Consider the following 26800-nt stretch of genomic DNA (forward strand, 5'->3'; position numbering starts at 1 on the left):
CGATTCGCGGCGTGGCGGCGGGGTCGAGGGTGACAGGGGGGCGTGGGGGGGGCCCCCCCGCGACCCCCGGGGCGCCGCCGGCCGGGGGAGAACCGGGGGCCGGGGGGCGCCCGCCGAGGGCGACCCCGGCGGGGAAGGCGGGGCCTCCCCCCCTCCCCCCCGGGGGGGGGGGGGGGGGGGGGGGGGGGGGGGCCAGTGCCGCTCGGCGGGACGATGCCGGACAGAGCCCCGGCTTTGCGGCCCCCCACCCCAGCCCTCCCCACCGCAAGCGGGGGGAGGGGGAAGTAAGCACTCTCGTTAGGCAGTTCCGCCGGCTTTCGGGCGGCTGGTGCCGGCGGGCTTGAGGGGCAGCGGCAGCGGTGCGACCGGCCGATCGGTGCGGTACTGCCCGCGCGCAATGGCGCCGAACATCAGCACGACCGAGGTGAGCGTCATCAGCCACCAGGGCTGCAAGGTCGCAAAGCCCAGCGCGCTGAGCGCAAAGGCGGTGGTGAAGGCTGCAACGCCGCCGGCCGCCAGCGCGCCGGGCATCCGTCCCGCCGCGCGGATTGCGAAATACAGGCAAAACGAGGCAGCCGCCGCGCCGACGATACCCAGTTCATACCATGTCTCGAACAGCAGCGTCGTCGGCGTCGGTTGCGGCAGGGCGCCGATCATCCGGCCACGCAGCACCGTATCGAGCCCGTTTCCGGTGATGAGGCGGAAGGGTTCGCGGCTGACGACATCGGCCCAGATCGCCAGCGACTGCGCAAACTCGCTCGACCCCTGCGGAAAGCGCGAGACGATCGGCATCAGCAGGAAAGGCAGAAGCGGCGCGATCAGCATCAGCCCCGCGATGATTGCGGCGATGAGGCGCGAAGCCGTCTCGCGATTAGCGCTGACCGCCCCGAAGGCGATGGCCCCGCAGATCATCGCGACGGCCTCGCCATCCTCGAAACGCGTCAGCGCCAGCAGGCCGACGACGACCGCGAGCCCGACCGCGCTCAGGCCGCGCTCGCGCGACAAAAGCCAGGCCAGAGCCGGCCAGGCCATGATCAGGATGACGCTGATGCCGCGCTCGACGCTGCTGACCTCGGTGTCGGCATGACGAAGCGCGCTGACCACGAGCAGCGCCAGTGCGAAGGCGCCCGCGATGCCGGTGCCCAGCGCTACGAGGTTGAGGTTCGAGGCACGCATGCGCTCCGGCAGCGCCGCATTGCCGCAAAAGCCGAGCACGACGGCGAGCACGAGATTGCCGGCCTTTTCCGTCGCCGAGGCGGTGAAGGGGCTCCAGACCAGGGACAGGACCGCCCAGCCGGCCAGGCCGATCAGGATCATGCCCGGCAGGCTTAAAAGCGAGCGCTTCAGCAGCGAGACGAACCCGCCCGGGTCCTCGATCAGGGCCGCGATGATCAGCAGCACGACCCCGATCGGCGCCAGCACGACGGCGGCTCGGCGCGAGACCAGCGACGCGATCGGCAGGACGAGCGCCAGCGTGCCGAAGCCGATGCGGCGCAGCAGCAGGGCCGCGTCGGCGGCGGGGTCGAGCGGGGCCTGGGCGTGACGATGAGGCATGGACTGAAAGACCGGACGGGGCTCTCCACCGGAAAACCGCCGGAGTGAGGACGGTTTTACCGTAACCGGCCGGCGCGGGCGCGACTGTAGGGCGCGCGCAACACTGCGCCGGCATCTCGAAGGGCCTGCCTGCGACGAAAGCACTCCGGCTGCTGGCAAAAGTCACGCCCAATTCACTTTGCAGGCGCGTCGCTTTCATGGGATGACGGCGTCATGACGCTGTTGGCCGCCATTCCCTACACCTCCGGGTTCCAGATCGACGGCTTCATGGCCGCTCTCGCGGCGCGCCTGAAGGCGCGCGGCCTGAGGCTGGGCGGCGTCGTGCAGCACAATGACGGTGCCTGCGAGCAGGGCTGCCTGTCGATGGCGCTGGAGGATCTCGCCAGCGGGCACCGCTTTCCGATCAGCGAGAACCGCGGCGCCGCGTCCAGCGGATGCAGGCTCGATGCCAGCGGCCTCGCCGCCGCCGGCGGCGCGCTGACAGCGGCGCTCGCCAGCGGAGCCGACCTCGTCATCGTCAACAAGTTCGGCCGCCAGGAAATGCTGGGCCAGGGCCTGCGCCAGGAGATCGCTGCGGCGCTTATGGCCGGCGTGCCCCTGCTGATTGCGGTCAGGCTGGATTTCCTGGCCGCCTGGCGCGACTTCGCTGGCGACGACTGGACCGAGCTCCCCGGCGAGCCGGAGCGGATCGAGGCCTGGGCTCTGTCTCTGGCGCGCGCTGCCGCCTGATCGCCGCCTTCGGGAGCTGCCATCATGGCGCAGGATATGAGCTTTCTCGACGATTATCTCGTCCGGCCGGACCCGCAGGCGGCCCGCCTGGGCGCGACTGTCTCGGGTATCGACCAGACCGGTGCGACCGTCGAGACCCGCGTCGTCACCGAGCGCGCGCTGACGTTGTATCTCAACGCGCAGGAGATCGTCACGATGATGACGATCGGCGACCATCCCGACGCGCTGGCGCTGGGCTATCTCCTGAACCAGAACATGCTCAAGCGCGGCGATGTCGTCGACGCCGTGGACTATGACGAGGAACTCGAGGTCGTCGTCGTCCGCACGCCGGAGCGCACCAATTTCGAGGAGAAGCTCAAGAAGAAGACGCTGACCTCCGGCTGCGCGCAAGGCACGGCCTTCGGCGATCTCATGGAGGCGATCGACGAGATCGAACTGCCGAAGGCGGAGCTTCGGACGAGCTGGCTCTATGCCCTGACCAGGAAGATCAACACCACGCCCTCGCTGTATCTGGAGGCCGGCGCGATCCATGGCTGCGTGCTCTGCGAGGCCGACAAGCCCTTGGTCTATATGGAGGATGTCGGCCGCCATAACGCCGTCGACAAGGTCGCGGGCTGGATGTTCCGGCACGATGTCGATCCCGCCCGGATGATCTTCTACACCACCGGCCGGCTGACCTCGGAGATGGTCATCAAGACCGTTCGCATGGGCATCCCCGTGCTGGTCTCGCGCTCGGGCTTCACCGAATGGGGCGTCGAACTGGCGCGCAAGGCCGGGCTGACCCTGATCGGCCGCGCACGCGGAAAGCGTTTCGTGGCGCTGGCGGGAGAGGAGAACATCGTCTTCGATCAGGACCCCGACACGGTCGAGGAGGAGGGCGGCAGGAGCCGGCGCAAGGGGGCTGGGGGCGACGAATGAGCGGCCTTGTGCCCCGAGCGGATTTGCCGTGTCCCACGCATCTGCTTGATACCGGCGAACAGGCAATCTGGTGGGGTCGGCCTGATCCTTGGCGCTATGCCATACGCCTATCGTGGTGGAGGCTCACATTAGGTTTCATCATCGCGGTCACGATCGCATTTGTCGTCGGCCGCGCCCTGAAGTTTGAAACCACATACGATATGCTGCTGCTCATAGCCCTGCTGGTGGTTGGAGTGGCTTCGATCAGCCTGCCCTTTCGACGCTATGCCGAGGCCAAGATCGTCATCTATCTGCTGACAGACAAACGAGCTGTCGTCGTCAAGAAATATGCCGAAATGAGCACCCGTCTCGAACGCATTGCCCTCGTCGAATGGCGCGCGGCGGGTCGAAATCTCGGCGATGTGCTGTTCATGGATCACGAATTCACCACAGAGAATGGCGAACGTCGTATCGCCCGCGACGGCTTTGTCGGCATCGCCAACTCAAAAGAGATCGCCCAGGAAATGCGCCGCCTGCAGGCCGCTGCCTCATGATACCCCCAACCCTCGGCCTCCTTCTCGCCGGCGGCCTCGCCCGGCGCATGGGTGGCGGTGACAAGCCGCTGCGGCTGATTGCGGGGCGCACCATCCTCGCCCATGTCATCGAGCGCCTGGCGCCCCAATGCGAGAGCCTGCTGGTCAACGCCAATGGCGATCCCGCCCGCTTCGCGGCTTACGGCCTGCCGGTCGTCGCCGACAGCGTGCCGGATTTCGCCGGGCCGCTGGCCGGCATCCTTGCCGGGCTCGACTGGATGGCGGCGAACCGGCCTGAGCTGGAATGGCTGGTCAGCGTCGCCGCCGACACGCCCTTCATTCCGCATGATCTCGTCGCCCGCCTGCATGCGGCGCGCGAGGCGCAAAACGTGCCGCTGGCCTGCGCGGCGTCTGGCGGCTGGACGCATCCTGTGATCGGGCTTTGGCCGGTTCGCTTACGCGAGGCGTTGCGCCACGCCCTGACGGTGGAGGACGAGCGCAAGATCGACCGCTGGACCGCCCGCCATGGCTGCGCGAGCGCGGAATGGCCGACCGTGCCGGTCGATCCCTTCTTCAACGCGAACAAGCCCGATGATCTCGCCGAGGCGGAGCGCCTGTCCGCCAGCCTGCCGCCGGCTTGATCCCGCGCGCGCCCGTCGCTATCTCAGAGATAAGGGCAGGTTATCGCCGGGAAAAATCTGGGGGAACATCATGAAGTCATTCGTCGTCGCCATCTGCGTCGCCGCCATCCTCGCCTTCAGCGCGAGCGTCGTGCTCAACGATGTCTTCCAGAAGCCGGTCGAGGTTGCCTTCTCGACGGGTGGCGTCAGGCTCTGAGGTCTCGGCCTTCGGAGATCCGCAGGAGTCATCCCGGACAAGCGGCGAAGCCGCGCCGATCCGGGATCCATTCCTGAACCTCGCCTGCAGCGTTCCGGAATGGATCCCGGGTCTCCGCTCCGCTGCGCCCGGGATGACCGTCGCGGGTTTTCAGACGATAGCCCTCACTCAATGACGATGCGCGGCGCAGCCCTGACCGTCCCGCCTGCGAGTGAGGCCATCACCTGCCGCGCGATCGTGAGATAGGCCTTGGCATGGGCCGAGTCCGGATCGCTGGCGACGATCGGACGCCCCCCATCGGAGGTCTCGCGGATCGACATCGCCAACGGCACCTCGCCGAGGAACGGCACGCCCAGCCGTTCCGCCTCGTGCCGCGCGCCGCCATGGGCGAAGATATCCGACCGGTGGCCGCATTCCGGGCAGATGAAATAGCTCATGTTCTCGACGATGCCGAGGATCGGCACCTCGACCTTCTTGAACATCGCCACGCCGCGCCGCGCATCGAGCAGCGCCAGATCCTGCGGGGTCGAGACGATGACGGCGCCCGCCAGCGGCGTCTGCTGCGCCATGGTCAGCTGCGCGTCGCCGGTGCCGGGCGGCATGTCGACGACGAGCACGTCGAGCTCGCCCCAGGCGACCTCGCGCAGCATCTGGGTGATCGCGGAGATCACCATCGGACCTCGCCAGATCATCGGCGTCTCCTCGTCGATGAGGAAGCCGATCGACATGATCTTCAGCCCATAGGCCTCCATCGGCGCCAGCGTCCGGCCCGAGACCAGCCGCGGCTTGCCGGTGATGCCGAAGATCTTCGGCACGGAGGGGCCATAGATGTCGGCGTCGAGCACGCCGACCTTGAGGCCGAGCGTCGCCAGCGCCACGGCGAGATTGGCCGTGGTGGTCGACTTGCCGACGCCGCCCTTGCCGGAGGCGACCGCGATGATCTGCTTGACGCCGGGAATGCCCGCAGCCTTCGGCGTCGGCCCGCCGGGACCGGCGCCGGGAGAGGACCGCTGCGCCTGTTGGCGCGCCTGCGCGGCGGCGGAGGAGGGCGCCTTGTCTGCGGTCAGCCCGACCAGCACCTGCGTCACCCCTGGCAGGCCGGAAACGGCGCTCTCGGCCGCCTTGCGCACTGGCTCCATCGCGGCGGCCTCGGTCGCGTCGATGCCGATCGCGAAGATCACCTTGCCGCCGTCGATCAGGATATCGGTGACGCGGCCGGTGGCGGCGAGCGATTGCCCGCTCGCCGGCAGCTTCACCAGTTCGAGCGCGCGCAGGATGTCGGCTTGGGTCAGGGCCATGATGGCGCCTCCGGTGCTGCGGCTCAGGCCGTGGCTGCTTGCGGGGTGGCCTTGCGGATATGGAAGACGAGCAGGTCGCCCTCCCGGCCATGATGCTCGATCGCGTCTCCGGTCTCGCGCATCAGGTTGGGAATGTCGATCGCCGCCATCGGATCGGTGCATTCGACCAACAGCAAGGCGCCGGCCTCGGCGGATTTCAATGCCTTGCGAACGCGCAGCGCGGGCAGGGGGCATTTCAGGCCGCGCAGGTTGAGCGAGATCGAAGAGGTGAGAAAGGAAGACATGGGCCGCTTCGGTTCGAGTCCGGTCCGCTTCATATGATGGCTTTTTCGTCTGCGGCAACTGCGCGCTTTACCCTTCTCCCCTAGGGGGAGAAGGTGACGCCGCGAAGCCGGGTCGGATGAGGGAAGGATGGCTGTGCGGCGTTTATGTTTCCTGCTGGCCCTGGCGCTGATCTCTCCCGCCCCCGCCCAGGAATTGCGCGGACATGGCGGGCCGGTGCGCGCTGTCGCGGTCTCGGCCGATGGCCGCTTTGCCATGACGGGCTCCTTCGACCAGTCGGCGATTCTCTGGAGCCTCGCCGATGGCACGGCCGATGCCGTGCTGCGCTTCCATCAGGGCGCGGTGAATGCGGTCGTCGCCGTCCCCGGCCTCGGATTCGCGACCGGCGCCGAGGATGGCCGCATCGCGCTCTGGCGAGGCGAGGGCGCCGAACCGCTGCGCGTTCTGGAAGGGCATAAGGGGCCGATCGCGGCGCTCGCCGCATCGCTGGATGGCGGCCTGCTGGCGTCCGCCTCCTGGGACGAGACGGTCCGCGTGACCTCGCTGGCCGACGGCACCGCGCGCGTGCTGGAAGGCCATAAGGGACCGGTCAACGGCGTCGCTGTCCTGCCGGGCGGGAGCATCGTCAGCGCCGGCTACGACGCGACGCTGCGCATCTGGCCGGTGGATTCCGGCCCTGAACGCATCATCGCCCTGCCGACGCCGCTCAACGGCGTGGTCGTCGCACCCGATGGCGAAATCGCTGTCGCGGCCGCCGATGGCCGCTTGCGGCTGTTTGGCCCCGATGGCGAGGCGAGGGGCGAGATCGCGGTCGGCGAGACGCCGCTGATCGCGCTGGCGATCTCCGCGGACGGTGCGACGATCGCGGCCGGTGGCTTGCGCGGCCAGGTCGCTTTGGTCGACCGCAGGACGCGCGGCATCCGCGCGACGCTGGTCGGGCCGGGCCTGCCGGTCTGGTCGCTCGCCTTCCTGCCGGATGGCCGGCAGATGCTCTCGGGCGGGGCCGATCGGCTGGTCCGGCGCTGGAACGCGCTCACGGGCGAGCATGTCGGCACGGTCGTGCCGCGCGCGGGCACGGATGTGCTGGCGGCCTTCCAGGGCGAGCGGGGCGCAGAAATCTACCGCGCCTGCGCCGCCTGCCATACCTTGACGCCCTCCGATGGCAACCGCGCCGGGCCGACCCTGCACGGCCTCTTCGGCCGCAGGATCGCCAGCGCGCCGGGCTACGCCTATTCCGATGCCTTCAAGGCGATGGACATCGTCTGGACGAAGGAAACGGTGGCGAAGCTCTTCGAGATCGGCCCCACCGCCTACACGCCGGGCACCAAGATGCCCGAGCAGACCATCGGCAGCGCGCAGGACCGTCAGGCGCTGGTCGACTGGCTGGAGAAGGTAACGAAATAGGCGTCATTCTCGGGCTTGACCCGAGAATCTCTTCGACCAGATCGCTGGTGTCAGAGATGCTCGGGTCAAGCCCGAGCATGACGTAAGCTACTGCAGCGGGTCTTCCCCGCGTTCCCGGCGCTCGCGCAGGTAATCCTCGGTCGTGCGGACATTCGGGCGCTGTGGCGAGAGATGCGGGTCGAAGCTCTCGTTGACGACGACCTCGACGCGGCAATCCTCGCACATCCGGATCACCGAGATGCGCTTGGCCGCGTCGCCTGAGAACATCCAGTGCTTGTTCTCGAGCTTGGCTGCGATCTTTTCGATCGTGCTGCGGACGCCGAAGGGTTTTGCGCAGGAGATGCAGTGGAACGGCTCCTCCTGCTTCAGCACGCGCCTGCCGCCCTTCCAAGCCTCGAAATCGAGGCGCGGTTCGAGCGTGATGACGTTCTCGGGGCAGGTCGCCTCGCACAGCCCGCACTGCACGCAGAGATCCTCCTGGAAACTCAGAGTCGGCCGCTCGGGATCATCCGACAGCGCCTGCACCGGGCAGGCCGAGACGCAGGCGAGGCAGAGCGTGCAGCCCTCGGTCTCGACATGGACGGTGCCGAACGGCGCCCGCTCCGGCAGCGCCACGGAGGCGACGGGGGAGGGCGCGGCGGCATGGAGTTCGGTCAGCGTCTGGCGCAGCAGCGGGCGTCCGTCGCCCATCGGCCGGAAACGGGCAGGCAGGGGCGAGACGGTGCCGGGCGCGAGACGCGCCAGCGCGGCGGCGAGCTGGTCCGGGTCGTCGGTTTCGATCAGCCCGGCGCTGGTTGAGCCGAATCCGAGCGCGGCTGCCAGCGTGTTGGCATAAGCGAGGTTGCGCTGCAGGCCCGACAGATCGTGCTTCGGGCGGGCGCGCCCGAGCACCTGCACGGAAGCAGCGCCGAACGACAGCGCCGCCGCGAAGGTCTCGAGCCCGATCTGGGTGATCTCGTTGATGCGCAGCGGCAGCACGCGCGCCGGCAACCCGTCGCCGAACCGTGCGAGCGCATCGATCAGCGCCTCGCCATGCTCGCCGTCATGCAGCAGCACGATCGGATCGCGTCCGCCCGCCTCCGCATAGGTCGCCAGCAGCGTGCGCAGGCGGCGCAGCAGCGCGTCGGTCGGCGGCAGGGCATAGGTCACGGCGCCGGTGGGGCAGACGGCCGCGCAGGCGCCGCAGCCGGCGCAGATCTCGGCCGAGATCGCGACATGGTCGCCATTGGGCGTGATGGCGCCGGTCGGGCAGAGTTCGAGGCAGCGCGTGCAGCCGGTCTTCTGCGAGCGCGAATGCGCGCAGAGATCCTCGTTGAGCCTGACATAGGTCGGCTTGTCGAATTCGCCGACGAGATGGCCGGCCTCCGCGATCAGCTTTTCGATCGCCGCCGGGCTGCCGGGGTCGGCACGCAGATAGCCCGCGCGCAATTCGCCCGCCGGAAACAGCGACGTCCCGCCGGATACGTCGATGACGATGTCGCAATGCGAGGTCGCGCCGTTTCGCGGCTCGCCGAAGACGAGCTTCGCCCGCGAGGACGGGGCAGGCGCGGCATAGTCGTCGATCCGTAGCTCGAACGCGCCGAGCCAGCCGGTGGCGCCGGCGATGGTGCCCTTCAGCACCGGCGTCTCGTCGACGCGCGGCGGTGTGATGTCGCCGGGGCGGCTGAGCAGGATCGTGACGTCGAGATGCTCGGCCAGCCGCTTCCCGACCGACAGCGCGATCTCGTCGCGGCCATAGACCAGGGCGACGCCCTTGCTGGTCAGGGTGGTGAAGGAGACCGGCGGCATCGGCTCGGCGGCGGCGGCCAGCAGCGCCGCCATCTTCGGGCCGGCGGCCTTCGCCTCCCGCGCCCAGCCGGCGGTCTCGCGGATATTGGCGAAGGTGATCTCGCCGGCATAGTCGAGATCGGCGGCGATCTCCTCGAAGAGCGGAGCCTCCTGCGTGCAGCCGACGGTGATCTGCGTGCTGTCGCCAAGCGCCCGTGTAAAAAGCTCGGTCTGCGTCCGGCAGAGATGCCGCGCGGTCCGAATGTCGCCGCTCTGGCAGCCGCGCGCCAGCGCGCCCGGATCGAGCGGCATCGTGTCCTCGCACGAGCAGACCATCAGCGTGCGGGTGGCGTCTGGCATGGTGGGCGTGTTCCTCGGCGGGCGGCGTTGTGTCGCCTCTCTTGCGATAATCCATGCATATATGGAATTGGAGGTGTTCAAAAGAAGCGAACGTTGAGCACTTCGTCGCGCCCTTGGAGGATTTTGCGATCATGGCGGTGAGCGCCCAGCGCCCGGACGATCTGCGCCGCGAGCCGGTCCTGCCGCCGGGCTTCTCGCTCGTGGCGTTGCGCGAATCGGGCGACGCCTTCGCCCATGCCTGCAGCATCGCGTCCGAGGCCGGCGCCGCGACGCTGGTCTGGACACGCCGATTCGACATCATCGAGTTCGCCGTCGTGCTGGAGCCGGACAATCCGCTCCGTGAAGCGCGTCTTGCTCATTATCTCGCGATGAATGCGCTTGCCGATGCGCTCGCCGTCCACAGCCCGCCCGAGCGGCCGATCCTGTTCCGCTGGCCCGACGCGCTGATCTACGATCTCGGCCTCATCGGCGGCGGCCGGCTCGCCTGGCCGCAGGTCTGCGGCGAGGACGAGGTGCCAGACTGGATCGTGTTCGGGGCGATGCTGCGCGCGACCACGATGACGCCCTTCTCCCCCGGCGATGTCGGCGTCGGCATGGCCGAGGAGGGGTTCGAGGAGGTCGATGCGGTCGATCTGATCGAGGCCTTCGCCCGCCACCTGATGCTCGGCGTCACGCGCTGGCAGAGCGACGGCGCCAGGGCGACCGCACTGCGCTGGCTCGATCGGCTCGACAAGATCCCCGGCACGCGCCACGGCATCGAGCCCAATGGCGACCTCGTCGCGACCACCCAGGCCGGGACGCAACGCCGCAGTCTGGTCGAGGCGCTGGGCCGGACCGATTGGCTCGATCGCGAGAGCGGCGGGCCGAAGCTGTGAGCACCCGACCGTCATTGCGAGAAGGCGCAGCCGACGAAGCAATCCAGGGGAACGCCGAACGAGTCCTCCTGGATTGCTTCGCTGCGCTCGCAATGACGGGGAGGGCCTGAGTCATGGCCGCCCTGTTGAAACTCCCCCGCGCCATTCGGCTCGACCCCTCCGACACCTTCGTCTTCCGTCGCGCGGCCGAGCCCGGCGAATGGCTGGTCACGGGCTCCTTCCTGTTCGATCCGGCCGCCATCGCCGGGCTCGACGTCAAGGCGCGCACGGCCTTCCGCTCCGGCTTCCTCGGCGTCGGTAGCTTCGGCTGGAGCACGCTGGCGGTGGTGACGGAGGCGAGCGAGGCCGAGCGCGACACGGCCATCGCCCAGCTCGCCGATCAACTCATGGAGAAGCTGGGCGCCCCCGATCTCGCGACGGCCCGTGCGGCGGCAGCCGAGGAGGTCGCCTTCGCCGCCTCGCTCTGCGATCATCCCCCACAGATGCTGCTGGCCCTGCACCGGACGCTGGAGGATGGCGAGATTCGCGAGCGCTTCCGCACCCTGACGCCGCGCGACGCCAGCCAGAGCGAAGGCTTCCGCGCCTTCGAATTCCTCGAGGTCGCGGGCGATGATGACGTGACCGAGGAGGTCGATCTGCTCAGGCTCGGCGATCTCGCACAGACGGATAAGACCCGATGACGCATTTCTGGGCCACCTCCGGCCATCTCTTGTTGGACCGCGAACCCGGCGGCGGCCTTCGCGTCACCGACGATTTTCTGAAAGCCTATCTGGCCCGGCCCGAACTGCTGCCGCCGGAAGAGGCCTGCGCCGCCGAGCGGGCCTTGCATGCCAAGCTGATGGAGGCGCCGCAGGCGCAGATCGCGCCAGCCGAGATCGACGCCATCCTCGACGAGGATGCCCGCGCGAACTGGCTGTTCATGCTGGGCTGGCGCGAGCGCCTGCTGGCGGCGCCGACGCTGGAGGCGGCCTATGCCGGCGTCATCCGCGACGGCGTCAAGGACATCCCGCCTTTGTTCCTCGACCAGCTCGTCCACGTCATCCTGCGCGCGGCGCTGGACGAGGTTGACGACCCCTATGTCGTGCGCGCCGCCGAATGCCTGTTCCGGCCGCAGCGGGTCACCCATCACGAGAACACCATCCTCCTCGCCGATGCCGACATCATCGAGGGTCACGAGGCCGACCGGCACGCCTCGCCGCTGCTCGCCATGCTCGGCGGCCCGGCCGCGACCTCGCTCGACATCCTCAAAGCCTCCAATGCGGACCAGTACTGGCAGCGCTCGGACGGCTTCGACATGGTGCTCGACCTCGGCGGCACGCCCTCGGGTCGCGCCGCGCTCGGCCAGGCGCTGCGCCACTGGATCCGCCAGATCCACGGCTTCGATGTCGCCATCGAGCCGCTGGACAAGGTGAAGGATGCCGACTGGCGCTGGTTCGTCGGGCTCGACGCGCAGGCGACCGCCATCGGTAACGCGCTCTGGACCGGCGAGAGCGTCGGTGAGGAGGCGCTGTCGCGCGTGATCGCGCTCTACACGCTGACACTGCCGGCCGACGTCCCGGTCTTGCCGGCGGCCAGGGGCAAGCCGATCTATCTGGTCATGGCGATGACGCCGGACCGGATGCTGCGGCTGAAACCGCAGAACCTCGTCACCGGCCTGCCGCTCGCGCTCCGCGAAATGGCGAATTGAGGAGGGGGCGATGACCCAAAAGCATATCGAGGTCGGCATCGTCGTCGAGCGCCGCGCGGTCGATTCACCCTGGATCGACCATGCCTGGACGCCGCTCGCCGTCCTGCCCGAACCGCCGCCGCTGCCGCCCTGGACGGAGCTGCCGGGCACGCCCGAGCGGCGCAGCATCTATCTCGGCGCGGCGACGCTGACGCTGCATTCGGTCGATACCGCCCATTTTCGCGAGAACTTCCAGGCCGGCCGCGCCAAGCTCTGGGTTGCGATCCGGCCGACCGGCGTCGAGCCGGAGATCGAGTTCGTCGGCGTCACCGCCGACCCCTTCGAGGGCGAGGTCTATGCCGAGAATGTCGGCGACGTCGTCGAGGCTCTTCCGATGCCTCAGGCGGTCGCCGAGCAGGTGCTGGCCTTCTTCGAGGCAAACCATGTCGAGCGCGAATTCATCAAGCGCAAGCGCCAAGAGCATGATCCGCGCAAGGGCGGCGGGCCACGCCCGGAACCCGGCACGCGCCGGGGCGAGGGCGAGGCATGAGCGCCGGAACGCCCGAGGACGAAGGCTTCCTGAGCCGCTGGTCGCGCCGCAAGCGCGCGCTGGCCGAGCCCGAGGTTGCACCGGTCGAGCCGCCGCGCCCGGTCGAGCTGCCTGCCGAGGCGCAGGCACAGCCAGTCGAGGCACAAATTGCCGAACCCGAGATGGTCGAGCCGCCCTCGCTCGATCTGATCGACAAGGATTTCAACGTCGCGCACTGGCTCAAGCAGAATGTGCCCGAGAGCTGGAAGCTTGCCGCCATGCGGCGGGCCTGGGAGAGCGATCCCGCAATCGCCGGTTTCGAGAATCCGGCACGCGACTACGCCCTCGACTGGAACACGCCCGGCGGCGCCCCGGGCTACGGCCCCCTGACGGAATCGGACGATGTCGCGGCGATGGTGCGGGACATCTTCGGTGAGACGCCCGAGCCTGAAACGACATCGGGTGTGCCTGACGATGCGGCAGGCGACGCAATGTCGCATAAACTTTCGTCGTATGATGAAAGCGATGCCGAGGATGCTGCAGCGCAAGAATCAGGCGCGTCACAGGCGCAACCGGCCGCTGTCAGGTTGAGCGGCGCCGATGAGACCCCCGTGGATACCGGCATCGTCGCAACGGAAACACCTCAGCCGGTTTATGCGGCGGTGCAACATAGTCCCGAGGCGAGGGATGCTTCCGTGCGGATTCGCAAGCGTGGGGGTGGTGCAATTCCAGTCTGAATTCAGATTGGAATGATTGTATTTTTGAGTGATAAGCAGGCATTATCACCGACAGAAGAGGGGGGCGGCCACCTGCCACCTCTCACGAAAGACGATGGCCTGATACGAATGCGTGACGCGGCACTGGAAAAGGCGATCGGCAGCGCAGGCGGCGTCAGGGCCATGGCGCGCAGCCTCGGCATTTCGCAGCCGGCGATTTCCAGCTGGAGGCGCGTCCCGGCCGACCGCGTCCTGTCTGTCGAGGCGATGACGGGCATTCCGCGCAGCGACCTGCGTCCCGATATCTATCCGATCCATGATCAGGCCGTGATCGCTTCGCCTCAGGCGCTCGACGAGATCGACGAGGCGCGGGCTCGCGAGTGCGAGGTGATCGGCGCGCTGCTCTGGCGTGCGCCGACCGCCGACACGCTGGCCGTGCTGCGCAACCTCCAGGGCGATGCCTCGCCGCTGGGCATGGCGCATCTCGCTTTGGCCGAGGCCGCCGAAGAGGCGACGCCCGAGAGTCTGCGCGACGAGTTCTTCGAGCTCTTCATCGGCGTCGGTCGCGGCGAGTTGCTGCCTTACGCCTCCTATTACCTGACCGGCTTCCTGCATGAGCGGCCGCTGGCTCTGGTGCGCGAGGATATGGGCGCGCTCGGCCTGGCGCGCGACGAGCGGGCCGGCGAGCCGGAGGACCATATCGCGGTCCTGCTCGACATCCTGGCCAAGCTGATCCGCGGCGACGTCTCGGGCGAAGGCATCGATGCCGACCGTTTTTATGCCTGCCACATCGAGCCTTGGGGCGAGCGCTTCTTCGCCGATCTCGAGGTCGCGAAGGCGTCTACATTCTACAAGGCCGTCGGCCGGCTCGGCAGCCTGTTCCTGTCGATCGAGACGCAAGCCGCACGGCTGCCGGCATGACGAAGAGTACGACAATGACAATCGCGAACCAGAATACGCGGGAGACGAGGATGTCCAAGCCGACAAGCGAGGCCGGCAAGCCGGCCTTCGATCGCCGCAGCTTCTTCAAGGCGCTCGGCGCCGGAGCCACGCTGGCCGCGACGCCTGCGATGGTGGCGCCGGCAGCCGCCGTCGATCCCGGCAAGGAAGAGAGCAAGGCGCGCTACCGCGAGTCGGAGCACGTCAAGGATTTCTACCGCGTCAACCGTTACTGAGAGGCGGGACACCATGCTGATCAAGCGCAAAACGGCCGATGTGCAACGCGGCCGCCTCCAGTCCGCGATCGCCGGGCTGTCCTCCGGCGTGATGGATCGCCGGGCCTTCCTGCGCCGCTCCGGACTGGTTGCCGGCGGCATCGCCGCAGCCGGCGCTCTCCAGATCGGGTCGGTCCGCAAGGCGGAGGCTGCCGGCCTCGGTCCCGCGACGGGCACCAAGATCATCAAGAACATCTGCACCCATTGCTCGGTCGGCTGCACGGTCAAGGCCGAGGTCGCAAACGGCGTCTGGGTCGGCCAGGAACCCGCCTGGGAGAGCCCGATCAACCGCGGCTCGCATTGCGCCAAGGGCGCCTCGGTGCGCGAGCTCGTCCATGGCGACCGCCGCATCAAATATCCGATGAAGCTGGTCGACGGCCAGTGGCAGCGCATCTCCTGGGACGTCGCGATCAACGAGATCGGCGACAAGATGATGGAAATCCGGGCCAAGTCCGGCGCGGACTCGGTCTACCTGCTCGGCTCGGCCAAGTTCTCCAACGAGGGCTCCTATCTGTTCCGCAAGTTCGCGGCCTTCTGGGGCACCAACAACGTCGATCACCAGGCGCGCATCTGTCACTCGACCACGGTCGCAGGTGTTGCCAACACCTGGGGCTACGGCGCGATGACGAACTCCTACAACGACATCCGCAACTCCAAGACGATCATGTTCATGGGCTCGAATGCGGCGGAAGCCCATCCGGTCTCGATGCAGCATATCCTGTCGGGCAAGGAGCAGAACCGCGCCAATGTCATTGTCTTCGATCCGCGCCTGACCCGGACCGCCGCGCACGCCACCGACTACATCCGCATCCGTTCCGGCACCGACATCGCGGTGATCTGGGGCATGATGTGGCACATCTTCAAGAACGGCTGGGAGGACAGGGACTTCCTCGCCGCGCGCGTCTACGGCATGGACGACGTCCGCAAGGAGGTCGAGAAATACGACCCCAAGACGGTCGAGGACATCACCGGCGTGCCCGAGGCGCAGCTGAAGCGCGCCGCCGAGACCTTCGCCAAGGTCAAGCCCGCGACCTTCATCTGGTGCATGGGCGTGACCCAGCATTCGGTCGGCACAGCCAATGTCCGCGCCATCTGCAACCTGCTGCTCGCCACCGGCAATGTCGGCGGCATGGGCAACGGCGCCAATATCTTCCGCGGCCACTGCAACGTCCAGGGTGCGACCGACTTCGGTCTCGATATCTCGAACCTGCCTTGCTATTACGGCCTGGTCGAGGGCGCCTGGCGCCACTGGGCCCGCGTCTGGGACGTGCCTTACGACTATTTCGTCACCCGCTTCGACGCGGTGCCGGCCAAGGGCGGACGCCCGGCCCGCACGGCCAAGGCCAATATGGAGACCTCGGGTCACACCTCGACCCGCTGGTTTGACGCCGCCAATCTGCCGGCCGAACAGGTCGACCAGAAGGATAACCTCAAGGCCATGTTCGTCATGGGCCATGGCGGCAACACGATCCCGCGCATGCCCGATGCCGTGAAGGGCCTGGAGAAGCTCGATCTGCTGGTCGTCTGCGATCCGCATCCGACCAACTTCGTCTCGCTCGGCCAGCGCAAGAACGGCACCTATCTCCTGCCGATCGGCACGCAGTTCGAGTGCTCCGGCTCGCGCACCTGCTCCAACCGCTCGGTGCAATGGGGCGAGAAGGTCGTGGAGCCGATCTTCGAGGCCGCGAGCGACTATTTCGTCATCTACAAGCTGGCCCAGAAGCTCGGTTTCGCCGACGCGATGCACAAGAACCTGGAGCTGATCCAGGGCAAGTACGGCCCCGAGCCGTCGGCCGAATCCATCCTGAAGGAAATCAACAAGGGCGGCTGGTCGACCGGCTATACCGGGCAGTCGCCCGAGCGCCTGAAGCTGCACATGCAGCACCAGGACAAGTTCGACCTGGTCACTCTGCGCGGCGCCAAGGGCTCGCCTGTCGAGAACGACTTCTACGGCCTGCCCTGGCCGTGCTGGGGCACGCCGGAGCTCAAGCATCCCGGCACCCACATACTCTACAACACCTCGCTCGAGGCCAATAATGGCGGCGGCACCTTCCGTCCGCGCTTCGGCCTGACGCGCGAGCGCACGCTCGCCGATGGCAGCAAGGTCAACGATACGCTGCTGGCCGAGAACGGCTCCTACTCGCTGAACTCGGAGATCAAGGACGGCTATCCCGAGTTCACCATGGGCGTGCTGAAGAAGCTCGGCTGGGATGCCGACCTGACGCCGAAGGAACTCGAGACCATCACCTGGATCGGCGGCAACAACATCGATGCGGTGAACTGGGCCAACGATCTCTCCGGCGGCATCCAGCGTGTCGCGCTCAAGCATGGCTGCGTGCCCTATGGCAACGGCAAGGCCCGGGCGAACGCCTGGAACCTGCCCGACCCGGTTCCGACCCATCGGGAGCCGATCTACTCGCCGCGCGTCGATCTCGTCGCCAAATGGCCGGCGCGTCCCGACGAGCGCACCCTGCGTATCCCCAACCTGCACACCTCGGTCCAGAAGGCCGCGGTCGAGAAGGGCATCGCCAAGTCCTTCCCGATCATCCTGACCTCCGGCCGCCTGGTCGAATACGAGGGCGGCGGCGAGGAGACCCGGTCGAACCGCTGGCTGGCCGAACTCCAGCAGGACATGTTCGTCGAGATCAACCCGGAGGACGCCACCGCGCGCGGCATCAAGGACGGCGCCTTCGTCTGGGTATCGGGCCCCGAGAACAACTCGAAGGCCCGCGTCAAGGCTCTGGTCACCGAGCGCGTCGGCAAGGGCGTGGCCTTCATGCCCTTCCACTTCGGCGGCTTCTACCAGGGCCAGGACCAGCGCGGGAACTACCCGAAGGGGACGGACCCGATCGTGCTGGGCGAGTCGGTCAACATCGTCACCACCTATGGCTACGACCCGGTGACCGCGATGCACGAAGGCAAGGTCACGCTCTGCCAGATCGCAGCGGCGTAAGGGGGAACTGAAATCATGGCACGGATGAAATTCCTCTGCGACGCCGACCGCTGCATCGAATGCAACGCCTGCGTCACCGCCTGCAAGAACGAGAACGAGGTGCCCTGGGGCATCAACCGCCGGCGCGTCGTCACCATCAATGACGGCAAGCCCGGCGAGCGCTCGATCTCGATGGCCTGCATGCATTGTACAGATGCACCTTGCATGGCCGTCTGCCCGGTCGACTGCTTCTACAACACCGCCGACGGCGTGGTCCTGCACAACAAGGATCTCTGCATCGGTTGCGGCTATTGCTTCTACGCCTGCCCCTTCGGCGCGCCGCAATATCCCAAGGTCGGCAACTTCGGTTCGCGCGGCAAGATGGACAAGTGCACCTACTGCTCGGGTGGCCCGGAGGTCGACCTGTCGCCGGCCGAGTTCCAGAAATACGGCTCGAACCGCCTCGCCGAGGGCAAGCTGCCGCTCTGCGCCGAGATGTGCTCGACCAAGTCCCTGCTGGCCGGTGACGGCGACATCATCGCCCAGATCTACAAGGAGCGGGTGGTGAAGCGCGGCTACGGCTCTGGCGCCTGGGGCTGGCAGACCGCCTACAAGGAAACGATCGCGATCTGACGCGGGTCCGGGCGCGCTTCGGTGGCCCGTCATTGCAACGAACTGGCTCCTCGAAAAACGAGAGCCCGGAAAAGGATGCTCGCAATGCGTTTCGGCGCTGTCCTCCGTCTCCTCTTCGCAGCCCTGCTGCTGACATTCGCGGCCGCCTCGCTGGTTCCGGCCTCGGCGCAGCAGGTCAATCCCACCGCCAAGTCGGTGACGGAGCAGCAGTTCCTGGACGCGCTGAAGGGCAACCCCTCAGCCGAGCTGCAGGGACGCATTACCATCCCCGACCAGAAGGCCGCGACCCTGGAGCGGCCTGCCGGCCGCGAGTGGCGCGCCTTCCACCAGGGCACGATGCTGCGCATCGCCGCCATCGCCGTCCTCGGCACGCTGCTTGCGCTCGTCGCGTTCTATCTGATCCGCGGCCGCATCGAGATCGCAGCCGGCCCGGCCGGTCGCACCATCACCCGTTTCAACGGCTTCGAGCGCTTCATGCACTGGCTGACGGCGGCCTGCTTCCTCGTGCTGGCCCTGTCGGGACTGAACGTCACCTTCGGCAAGCTCGTGCTCCTGCCGCTGATCGGTCCGCAGGCCTTCACCAACATCTCGGTGGTGGCGAAGTGGGCGCATAATTTCCTCGCCTGGCCTTTCATGCTCGGCGTCGCCCTGATGTTCGTGGTCTGGATCAAGGACAACATCCCCAGCACGGTCGATCTGCGCTGGTTCGCGGCTGGTGGCGGCATCGTCGGCAAGGGCCATCCCCCGTCGAAACGCTTCAACGGCGGCCAGAAGATCGTGTTCTGGAGCGTCGTCCTCGGCGGTGCCGCACTGTCGGTCTCAGGCTTCTACCTGCTGTTCCCCTTCTATGCGGGGGGCGTCCTGAACCTCCAATTCTGGAACGTCGTGCACGGCATCGTCTCGGTGCTGATGGTCGCGATGATCCTCGGCCACATCTATATCGGCACGATCGGCATGGAAGGCGCCTTCGACGCGATGGGCTCCGGCGAGGTCGATCTCAACTGGGCCAAGGCGCATCATTCGCTCTGGGCTGAGGAGGAAATCCAGAAGGGTGAGGTCAATGGCGGGCCGAGGCTGCAGCCCGCGGAGTGACGTCGAACGCCTGCGTCGCGACGACATGCAGGCTTGACCGCGCCCGCCAATCCGAAAGATGACAGCCGGGCGCCCCTCGCGCCCGGTTTCTTTTTGGCCGGCATTGTTTTGGACAAAGGCTCTCGATGCGCGTGATCGGTTTGGCGGGATGGAGCGGCGCGGGCAAGACCACCGTCGTGACCCGCGTCATTCCCGAACTGGCCAGGCGCGGCGTCTTTGTCTCGACGCTCAAGCACGCCCACCACGCCTTCGATCTCGATACGCCGGGCAAGGATTCCCATGCCCATCGCGAGGCCGGCGCGCGGGAGGTGCTGATCTCGTCGGAGCGCCGCTGGGCGCTGATGCGCGAATTGCGGGAAGAGCCGGAAGCCTCGCTGTCTGAGCTGCTCGCGCGCCTGTCGCCGGTCGATCTCGTCATCATCGAGGGCTTCAAGCGCGAGGCCCATGCCAAGATCGAGATCCATCGCGCCGCCAACGGCAAGCCGCCGCTGCATCCCGGCGATGAGACGATCGTGGCCATCGCGAGCGACATCGCCTTCCCCGAAGCCGGCCGACCCGTCGTCGCCCTCGACGACATCGCGGCCATCGCCGATATCATGCTGGCGCAGGCCCAGCCGCTCGCCGCTGTACTGGCGCGGGCAGGCTCGCAGGAGTGACCGAGCCATGGCGCAACTGAGCCGGGACAGCGAGGCCTTCGGCGGCGCGCTGATGACGCTGGAACAGGCCGGCGAGCGGGTCGTGGCGCTGGTCCAGCCGGTCTCCGGCACGCAGGTCCTGGCGCTCGCCGACGCTGACGGCCGCGTCCTGGCGCAGGATGTCGTCGCCGGGCTCGACCTGCCGCCCTTCGCCAATTCGGCGGTGGATGGCTATGCCGTGCGCTTCGCCGATCTCGCCACCGCAGGCGAGACGCGGCTGCCCGTCGCGGGCCGTGTCGCGGCCGGCGCGGATGCCGGCGGCGTAACGACGAGCGGCGTCGCGGTTCGCGTCTTCACCGGCGCGCCGATGCCTGATGGCGCCGACACCGTCTTCATGCAGGAGGATGTCGCGCTCGACGAGGGCGTCGCGATCCTTCCCGCTGGCCTCGGGTCGGGCGCGAACGCCCGCCCGGCCGGCGAGGACATCGCGCGCGGAACCGTCGCGGCGATGGCAGGCCAGCGCCTGCGCCCGCAGGATCTCGCGCTGCTCTCGGCACTCGGCCTGATCGAGGTCACGGTCCGGCGCAGGCCGCGCGTCGCCGTGTTCTCGACCGGCGACGAGTTGGCGGAGCCGGGCGCGCCGCTGGCGCCGGCGGCGATTTACGATGCCAACCGTGCCTTGCTGCGCGCGATGATCGCCCGTGCGGGCGCGGAGGTGATCGATCTCGGCATCCTGCGCGACGAGCGCGACAGCCTGGCGCAAAATCTGGCGCGCGCGGCGGGCGATTGCGACCTCGTCCTGACCTCGGGCGGCGTCTCGACCGGGGAGGAGGACCACGTCAAGGCAGCCGTCGAGCGCGAGGGTGAACTCGCCTTCTGGCGCATCGGCATCAAGCCCGGCCGTCCGGTGGCGCTGGGTCGGATCGGCGCGACGCCCTTCATCGGACTTCCCGGAAATCCGGTCGCGGTGTTCGTCACCTTCGCCTTCGTGGCAAGGGCGCTGATCGCTCGGCTGGCCGGCACGCAGCCGGTCCGGCCGATGGCGCTGCCGGTCAGGCTCGGCTTCGCCTACCGCAAGAAGGAAGGCCGGCGCGAATATGTCCGCGTCTCGCTGGAGCCCACCGCTGACGGCGTGATGGTCGCGCGCAAGCATCCGCAGGACGGCGCAGGGGTGCTGACCTCGCTGACCCGCACCGACGGCCTCGTCGAATTGGCGGAGAGCCTCACTGCGATCCCCGAAGGCACGGTCGTGCCGTTCCTGGCCTATGGTTCGCTCGTCGGCTGAGCGGGTTTCGCCGTCAGTCCCGCCGGAAGACGACGCTGGCGAGCCAGCCGAGCAGCAGCGCCAGGATCACCGTGACGAGCCCGTAGAGCAGGGGCAGGTCGTGGGCGCCGGACGCGAGGCGCTGTTCCATGCCGCTCTTGACCACCTCGAAATTGGTGCTCTGGCGCGCCAGCGGCACGCCGCCGGCATAGAGCACGATGTCGATCTCGTAGGAGCCGGTCGGCGCGGTTGCGGGCACGTCGATCGGGGCGCTGAACATCGTGTTGGAGAGAAAGGTCACGCCCCGTTCTTCCGACGAATAGAGCCCCTTGTCGGAGAGGATGCGGATCAACCCATCCTGAAAGCGCGCCGTCGTCACGTCGAGATCGAGCGCCGCGTCCTTGCGCTGCTGGGCGTTCTCCAGCCCGATGCGCTCGCGCCGAGCGCTGTCTGCGCTGAGGATGTCGCTGAGCGGCCGGTTGCTCGCGACGGTCAGGAACAGGGAGGAGTCCGGGAAGCGGCGCTGGGTGCGGTTGATCCAGATCGGCCCGAGCCTCTCCTTTTCGCGCACGAGCAGCATGCGTTTTGGCCCGCGGACGGTGACGACGATGTCGTAGGGGTCGCCGCGGGCAACCGTGCGCCCGTCGCGCTCGACCACGCCGAAGACGGTGAGCTGGCTGCCCGTGTAGTTCGAGGTGATCTGGATCTGGTGGCTCGACATCGCCGCGATCAGCGTCTCGGCGTGCGCAGGGGCGGCCGCTCCGATCACGAGCGCCAGCATCGCGATGAACTGCATCAGCCGGTTCATCGCGCGCTGTCCGAGAGGATCACCGAGAACGGCTCGCTCGGCGGAATGAACAGCTCGATCGCGAAACGCAGACCGACGGAGAGGATCAGCAATGCCAGCAGGAGCCGGAAGGATTCGACGTTGAGGTTGCGCGCCGCGCGGCCGCCGAACTGGGCGCCGATGACGCCGCCGAGGAGCAAGAGGATCGCGAGGAGGATATCGACCGACTGGTTGGTCAGCGCGTGCAGGATCGTCGCGCCCGTCATCGTCATCAGGATCTGGAAGAGTGACGTGCCGACGACGACGGCGGTCGGGATGCGGAAGAAGTAGATCAGCGCCGGCACCAGGATGAAGCCGCCGCCGACGCCCAGCACCGCACCGATGAAGCCGATCACGACGGCCAGAAGCGCGATCGGGATCGCGCTGCAATAGAGCTGGGAGCGCGGGAAGCGCATCCGCCAGGGCAGGCCCATCCACCAGGGATGCGTGCCCGCACGGCGTCGCAGCCGTGCCGGCTTGCCGGCCCTGATGCGCAGCATGGCCCGCAGGGCTCCATAGAGCATCAGCCCGCCGATGATGGTGAACAGCGTCACATAGGACAAGGTGATGACGAGCTCGAGCTGGCCCAGCCGCCGCATCGAGTTGAAGAACAGCACGCCGAGCAGCGTGCCCAGAATGCCGCCCGCGACGAGGATGCCGCCGAGCTTGAAGTCGAGCGCCCGTCTTCGCCAGTAGGTCAGGACGCCGGTGGTCGAGGAGCCCGCGACCTGCGCCGCGACGGTCGCGACGGCGACGGCGGGAGGAATGTCGAGGAAGATCAGCAGGGGCGTCAGCAGGAATCCGCCGCCGACGCCGAACAGGCCGGATATGAAACCGACCGCGCCGCTGAGCGCCAGCACCGTGAGGATGCTGATCGGCAGTTCGGCGATCGGGAGGTAGATCTGCACCTCTGCTCCTCATGCGCCGCTGCGCTGGACGACAGGCCGACGGCGGCTGACGCCACTATGCACCGATCCCGTTAAGGCAAGATGCCGAGGCGGAGAGGCGATCGCGAACGCCGGCGACGATAGCTTGTCCTGATGGCGCGCCAACGCGTCGAAACCATGACGGCCGCCCCCGTCGCGAGGCTTGGGTTGCGAACGCCGCGTTGCAGTCGCTTCCCGGCCCGGCCCATCAGCTCCGGGCCGGCTTGGCTGGCTTCTTCACTGCGGCGGTCGGCGTTTCGTCCCAGCCCTTGGCGGGCGGCGTGACCTCGTTGGCGGCGTTGTCCGTTGGCTTCGGCTTCCAGGCGGCGGCCTCGGCCCTGGCTGCGGCGAGGTCGGTGGCGCCGAGCCGCTGGGCGACATCGTCGCGCTTCTTGGCCGCGTCGTCGTCACCCTGGCTCGCGGCGACGGAGAACCAGAGATAGGACTGGGCCAGGTCGGCCGGTGCGCCCAGACCGCGTCCGAGCAGCACCGCGAGGTTATACTGGCTGTCGCGGACGCCGAACTGGGCGGCGCGGCGGAACCATTCCGTCGCCGTCGCATAATCGGGCTTGCCGGAGACGCCCTCGGCATGGAGCACGGCGAGATTGTGCATCGCCTTGGCGTTGCCGCGCTCGGCGGCGCGCGTGTACCAGACGCGGGCCAGCGAGAGGTCGCGGGCGGTGCCGATGCCCTTCTCGAACATGTTGCCGAGGCGGAACTGAGCGGGCGCGAGGCCCGCGACCCCGGCTCGCTCGAACAGCCGCAAGGCGAGCTTGGGGTCGCGCGAGGCGGTCGGGCCGTCGGCGGCGCGGCTGGCGAGTTCGTAGACGGCGCGTGCGTCGCCGTCGAGCGCGGCCTTGCGCAGGCCGGCGCTGCCGAGGCCGGCGGGAAGCTCGCCGAGCTGGGTGACGGCCTGGACGGGATCGGGCACGAGCGGCGCAGCGACAGCAGCGGGCGCAGCGGGCGCAGCGGTTTGCAGCGGCTGGGTGGTCGAGCCGGTGACGTCCGCGGCAGGTGCAGCGGGGGTTGGCGCTGCCTGCAGCGCCGAGGTCTGGTCCTTGGCCGGTGCCTCGGCGGGAGCCTCCTCCTTCGGGACGATCGGGCTCTGCACGGCGTCGCCGGTCGCAGCTGTGCGCGTGCCTTTGAACGCGCCGGTGACGAGATGGGCCGTGCCCATCGCCAGCACGAGCGCGGCCAGGCCGAGCAGCAGCGGCCGCTTCCGCTTCTCCATGATCTCCCTGAGCCGGCTGGTGCCGCTCTTGGCGGCTTCAGGAGTGGCCGCGGGAGCAGCAGACGCCGCCTCGGTGGCGGCCTTGGCAGACCGCCTGGCGGCGGCGATCAGGTTCTGGCGGATCGACTGCTGGTCGTGCCCTCCGGCCAGCACCGCATCGGCACGCGGACGACCTGAGCCCGGCTCGAGCGGCAGATCCAGCGCGGCGTTGATCTGCGCGGTGGCGGTGCCAGCTGCCGGAGCCTCGGCCCTGACAGGCGCACCCGCCTTGGGAGCCGCGCGCTCGGGAGCGGCAATCCGGTCCTCCATCGCCAGGCTCATGGCGGCGGGCATCGCCGGTGGCTTTCCCTTGCTGGGCTCGGCCGCAGCCGCGCGCGGCGGCATCGGGGTGCGGGCCGGGGTCGCGATCGGGGCGCTCTGCCGGTCGGCAGCCAGTTCGGCCTCCAGGCTCGACAGCCGGGAGATGATGGTTTCGAGCGTCTGATGGACGGCGCCGATGGCGTCCTGCGTCTCGCGCCCGGTCGAGGCGTGGCTCTCGTGCAGCCCCGAAAGCAGCGTGCTCAGTTCGGCGATGCCGCTTGCGGGCTGCGCAACCTGGCCGAGATGGTCCGACATCGCGGCGCGTGCCGCCCGCTCGGCGGTTTCCGCCGTTTCCTCGCGCAGCGAGCGCAGATGGACGACGAGGTCTTGCAGCGTGCGTTCCATGCCGGTCTCGGCCGAACGGGTCGCGGCGGCAGCGTCGAGCCGCTGGGCAAGCCCCGAAATCTGCTGTTCGAGCGCATCGAACGCCCCCGAATCAGCGCCGGGGCGGCCCGCCTCGTCGATCTTGTCCGCGAGTTTCCGCAGCATCTCTTCGACAGGACTCAGATCGACCTGTGCGACGGGGGCGAGCTGCGGCGGGACATGGCCGTCGCTGACGAGATGGGCGAGGCTGCTCGAGGCTGCGAGGTTCTCGATGCGCCCTGCCAGAGCCTCGATCTGCCGTGTCACGGCAGTCGGCCCCTTCTCGGCCAGCGTCTCGATGCGGGCCTGCAGCGCGTCGATCCGGTCCTCGATGAAGCTGTTCTGCCTCGGGTCGATCTTGCCTGCCAGGCTTTCGATCTGCTGCGAGAGCGCGGCCAGCGGTTCGAGGTCGGCGAGCCGCGCCTGTCCGCGATCGGCGAGGATGGAGTCGCGGATGTCGTCGACAGCTTGGGTCAGGCTGCGGAGTTCTCGCCCGTCGGGTTGCGTATCGCGGAGCCGGTTGATCTCGAAGGACAGGGCCGAGACCTGCTGCGACAGCTCGCCGAGCCGCGGGTCGCCCGCGCTCGACGCGAGCATGTCGCGCAGCTCGGCGATGTCGCGCTGCACCGGCGCGAGGATCGCGCGGTCGCCGCCGCGGGCGGCAAGGGCATCGACCTTGGCCGCCAGATGCGAGATCTCCAGTTCGAAGCGCTGGTAGCTCTCGCTGGAGCGGTCCTGCGAGAGGCGCGACACCTCCGACTCGATCCGCGCCAGCGGCTTCAGGATCGGCTCCATCCGGTCTCGGTTGTCGAGGCGGTCGAAGCGCCCGGCGAGATCGGCCAGCATGACCTCGATCTGGCGCAGCTGCGGGTCGCGCTCGGCGGGTGCCTGAGGCACAGGCGCCGCTGGCCGCTCGGCACGGGCAGCGGCCACGGGCGCGATCCGGGCAGTGAGCTGGCGCAGATCGTCGCGCAGCGCCGAGATGCGGCTCTCTGCCGTCGCGGGCTGGCGCATGGGCGCGGCTTCGTCGTCGTCGAGCATGCGCTGGCGGGTGCGGATGTCGCTCACCGCGGCGGCGAGACCGTCGCGGCTGAAAGCGAGCCGGGGCGCGTGCTCTGGGCGGACACGGTCCACGTTGAGGGGGGAGGGCGGTGCTTCTCTCGACCTGTTTCCGATCTCCGATTTGCGCTCCAGATCGGATTTTCGTTCCATATCGGATTTGCGCTCGATATCGGCCAGGCGCTCGCCCATCGTCTTGATGGCCTCGACGATGACGCTGGTCGCCCGCTCCTGGCGTTCCGCCGCAGCGCGTTCGCCCGAGCTCATGCGCGTCTCGGCGTTCTCGATCCAGCGCGCGATCGAATCGAGCGCGCCGACGGTCTTGGCACTGGAGTCGCGGGTCAGCCTCTCGATGCTGGCGGCCTGGGCAAGGACGGCGTCGATCTCGCCCCGCGACGGCGCGGGCGCGCTTCCAGGCGCGCTGACGGGCTGCTGCGGTGCCGTGTCCATCTGTCCCTGCGAGAGCCGGGCGAGGCGTTCGGAGAGCGCGGCGATGTCGAGCTGTTCGGGCGGCGCGGACTGCGACGGCTCTTCCTCGCGCAGCTTATGGTCGAGCCATTCGCCGAGCGTCATCCCGGCACGCCTTGCAGCGGCCTTCGCGGCGTCGCGGGTGCGGGGATCGACGCCCTTGACGCTCCAGGGCAAGCTAGTGGCCATATTGACGCTCGCCTACGGGGCTTGTCCTTGGTGGGAAGGCGCAGGCCCCTGAACGCGCTGCCTTCCTCGCGGGCTCGGCGACGCCTGAAGATTGCGTTTCCGTGGTGGCGATGCCGATCCGCAAGCCCGACCTTTTGGCCGGCGTGGTAAACAGCCGGTTA

Annotated in this window: 25 protein-coding genes; 18 read left to right on the forward strand and 7 right to left on the reverse strand. The window is 68.4% G+C overall.

Annotation, left to right across the window (positions count from 1 at the left end):
• Positions 1 to 297: 297 nt before the first annotated feature.
• On the reverse strand, positions 298 to 1554 hold the full coding sequence (locus AE618_RS01465; protein ID WP_054207291.1) for a hypothetical protein: 1257 nt from the start codon (positions 1552 to 1554) through the stop codon (positions 298 to 300).
• A 213-nt stretch (positions 1555 to 1767) separates the two neighbouring features.
• Here AE618_RS01465 and AE618_RS01470 point away from each other — a divergent pair, with 213 nt between their 5' ends.
• The 5 genes from AE618_RS01470 (at position 1768) to AE618_RS29005 (ending at position 4550) form a co-directional block, all read left to right on the forward strand.
• Complete coding sequence (locus AE618_RS01470; protein ID WP_054207292.1) at positions 1768 to 2283, forward strand: DUF2478 domain-containing protein; 516 nt, start codon at positions 1768 to 1770, stop codon at positions 2281 to 2283.
• A 24-nt stretch (positions 2284 to 2307) separates the two neighbouring features.
• The gene (locus tag AE618_RS01475; protein WP_248310711.1) at positions 2308 to 3201 is read left to right on the forward strand and encodes a formate dehydrogenase accessory sulfurtransferase FdhD; all 894 of its coding nucleotides are present in this window, start codon (positions 2308 to 2310) and stop codon (positions 3199 to 3201) included.
• Positions 3198 to 3734, forward strand: coding sequence for a hypothetical protein (locus tag AE618_RS27735; protein ID WP_156330045.1), 537 nt, complete (start codon positions 3198 to 3200; stop codon positions 3732 to 3734). The genes AE618_RS01475 and AE618_RS27735 overlap by 4 nt, the downstream gene beginning before the upstream one ends.
• Positions 3731 to 4354, forward strand: coding sequence for a molybdenum cofactor guanylyltransferase MobA (mobA, locus tag AE618_RS01485; protein WP_054207294.1), 624 nt, complete (start codon positions 3731 to 3733; stop codon positions 4352 to 4354). The genes AE618_RS27735 and mobA overlap by 4 nt, the downstream gene beginning before the upstream one ends.
• A 70-nt stretch (positions 4355 to 4424) precedes the next feature.
• Complete coding sequence (locus tag AE618_RS29005; protein WP_282568480.1) at positions 4425 to 4550, forward strand: hypothetical protein; 126 nt, start codon at positions 4425 to 4427, stop codon at positions 4548 to 4550.
• Positions 4551 to 4714: 164 nt separating this feature from the next.
• Here the strand turns inward: AE618_RS29005 and AE618_RS01490 are convergent, their stop codons facing one another.
• Together AE618_RS01490 and AE618_RS01495 are read right to left on the reverse strand one after the other, a co-directional pair.
• Complete coding sequence (locus AE618_RS01490; protein ID WP_054207295.1) at positions 4715 to 5848, reverse strand: Mrp/NBP35 family ATP-binding protein; 1134 nt, start codon at positions 5846 to 5848, stop codon at positions 4715 to 4717.
• 23 nt (positions 5849 to 5871) lie between these two features.
• Positions 5872 to 6132 (reverse strand): sulfurtransferase TusA family protein, encoded by a 261-nt coding sequence (locus AE618_RS01495; protein ID WP_054207392.1) that lies wholly within the window; start codon positions 6130 to 6132, stop codon positions 5872 to 5874.
• Positions 6133 to 6259: 127 nt separating this feature from the next.
• Here AE618_RS01495 and AE618_RS01500 point away from each other — a divergent pair, with 127 nt between their 5' ends.
• The gene (locus AE618_RS01500) at positions 6260 to 7534 is read left to right on the forward strand and encodes a c-type cytochrome (protein ID WP_054207296.1); all 1275 of its coding nucleotides are present in this window, start codon (positions 6260 to 6262) and stop codon (positions 7532 to 7534) included.
• Positions 7535 to 7621: 87 nt separating this feature from the next.
• Here the strand turns inward: AE618_RS01500 and AE618_RS01505 are convergent, their stop codons facing one another.
• On the reverse strand, positions 7622 to 9661 hold the full coding sequence (locus AE618_RS01505) for a 4Fe-4S binding protein (RefSeq protein WP_054207297.1): 2040 nt from the start codon (positions 9659 to 9661) through the stop codon (positions 7622 to 7624).
• 131 nt (positions 9662 to 9792) lie between these two features.
• On the opposite strand from AE618_RS01505, the gene AE618_RS01510 reads away from it, so the two are divergent.
• From AE618_RS01510 to AE618_RS01565, 12 genes are all read left to right on the forward strand, one after another.
• Positions 9793 to 10536 (forward strand): biotin/lipoate--protein ligase family protein, encoded by a 744-nt coding sequence (locus AE618_RS01510; protein ID WP_054207393.1) that lies wholly within the window; start codon positions 9793 to 9795, stop codon positions 10534 to 10536.
• Between the two features lie 113 nt (positions 10537 to 10649).
• Positions 10650 to 11216, forward strand: coding sequence for a DUF6505 family protein (locus AE618_RS01515; protein ID WP_156330046.1), 567 nt, complete (start codon positions 10650 to 10652; stop codon positions 11214 to 11216).
• Entirely contained in the window at positions 11213 to 12223 is a 1011-nt protein-coding gene (locus tag AE618_RS01520) for a DUF6352 family protein (protein WP_054207298.1), read from the forward strand. The genes AE618_RS01515 and AE618_RS01520 overlap by 4 nt, the downstream gene beginning before the upstream one ends.
• Before the next feature lie 10 nt (positions 12224 to 12233).
• Entirely contained in the window at positions 12234 to 12752 is a 519-nt protein-coding gene (locus tag AE618_RS01525) for a DUF3305 domain-containing protein (protein WP_054207299.1), read from the forward strand.
• Positions 12749 to 13468 carry a DUF3306 domain-containing protein gene (locus AE618_RS01530; protein WP_054207300.1) on the forward strand — a complete coding sequence of 240 codons (720 nt, stop codon included), beginning with the start codon at positions 12749 to 12751 and terminating at the stop codon, positions 13466 to 13468. Before AE618_RS01525 ends, AE618_RS01530 begins: the two co-directional genes overlap by 4 nt.
• A 108-nt stretch (positions 13469 to 13576) precedes the next feature.
• Positions 13577 to 14368, forward strand: coding sequence for a Cro/CI family transcriptional regulator (locus AE618_RS01535; protein WP_054207301.1), 792 nt, complete (start codon positions 13577 to 13579; stop codon positions 14366 to 14368).
• A gap of 50 nt (positions 14369 to 14418) precedes the next feature.
• A complete protein-coding gene (locus AE618_RS01540; RefSeq protein ID WP_054207395.1) occupies positions 14419 to 14622 on the forward strand; it encodes a hypothetical protein in 204 nt (67 codons plus the stop codon).
• Between the two features lie 13 nt (positions 14623 to 14635).
• A complete protein-coding gene (locus AE618_RS01545) occupies positions 14636 to 17614 on the forward strand; it encodes a formate dehydrogenase subunit alpha (protein WP_054207302.1) in 2979 nt (992 codons plus the stop codon).
• A 15-nt stretch (positions 17615 to 17629) separates the two neighbouring features.
• Entirely contained in the window at positions 17630 to 18226 is a 597-nt protein-coding gene (gene fdh3B, locus AE618_RS01550; protein ID WP_054207303.1) for a formate dehydrogenase FDH3 subunit beta, read from the forward strand.
• Between the two features lie 84 nt (positions 18227 to 18310).
• On the forward strand, positions 18311 to 19318 hold the full coding sequence (locus AE618_RS01555) for a formate dehydrogenase subunit gamma (protein WP_054207304.1): 1008 nt from the start codon (positions 18311 to 18313) through the stop codon (positions 19316 to 19318).
• A gap of 125 nt (positions 19319 to 19443) precedes the next feature.
• Complete coding sequence (gene mobB / locus AE618_RS01560; protein WP_054207305.1) at positions 19444 to 19974, forward strand: molybdopterin-guanine dinucleotide biosynthesis protein B; 531 nt, start codon at positions 19444 to 19446, stop codon at positions 19972 to 19974.
• A gap of 7 nt (positions 19975 to 19981) precedes the next feature.
• Entirely contained in the window at positions 19982 to 21238 is a 1257-nt protein-coding gene (locus tag AE618_RS01565) for a molybdopterin molybdotransferase MoeA (protein ID WP_054207306.1), read from the forward strand.
• A gap of 13 nt (positions 21239 to 21251) precedes the next feature.
• Here AE618_RS01565 and AE618_RS01570 read toward each other — a convergent pair whose 3' ends face one another.
• The 3 genes from AE618_RS01570 to AE618_RS01580 all read right to left on the reverse strand — a co-directional run bounded on the left by AE618_RS01570 (position 21252) and on the right by AE618_RS01580 (position 26639).
• Entirely contained in the window at positions 21252 to 22025 is a 774-nt protein-coding gene (locus AE618_RS01570; RefSeq protein ID WP_054207307.1) for a TIGR02186 family protein, read from the reverse strand.
• Positions 22022 to 22951 carry a sulfite exporter TauE/SafE family protein gene (locus tag AE618_RS01575; RefSeq protein ID WP_054207308.1) on the reverse strand — a complete coding sequence of 310 codons (930 nt, stop codon included), beginning with the start codon at positions 22949 to 22951 and terminating at the stop codon, positions 22022 to 22024. The genes AE618_RS01570 and AE618_RS01575 overlap by 4 nt, the downstream gene beginning before the upstream one ends.
• A 226-nt stretch (positions 22952 to 23177) precedes the next feature.
• Entirely contained in the window at positions 23178 to 26639 is a 3462-nt protein-coding gene (locus AE618_RS01580; RefSeq protein WP_156330047.1) for a tetratricopeptide repeat protein, read from the reverse strand.
• Positions 26640 to 26800: the final 161 nt, after the last annotated feature.

This window comes from Allobosea vaviloviae (assembly GCF_001298265.1).
Classification (GTDB): domain Bacteria; phylum Pseudomonadota; class Alphaproteobacteria; order Rhizobiales; family Beijerinckiaceae; genus Allobosea; species Allobosea vaviloviae_B.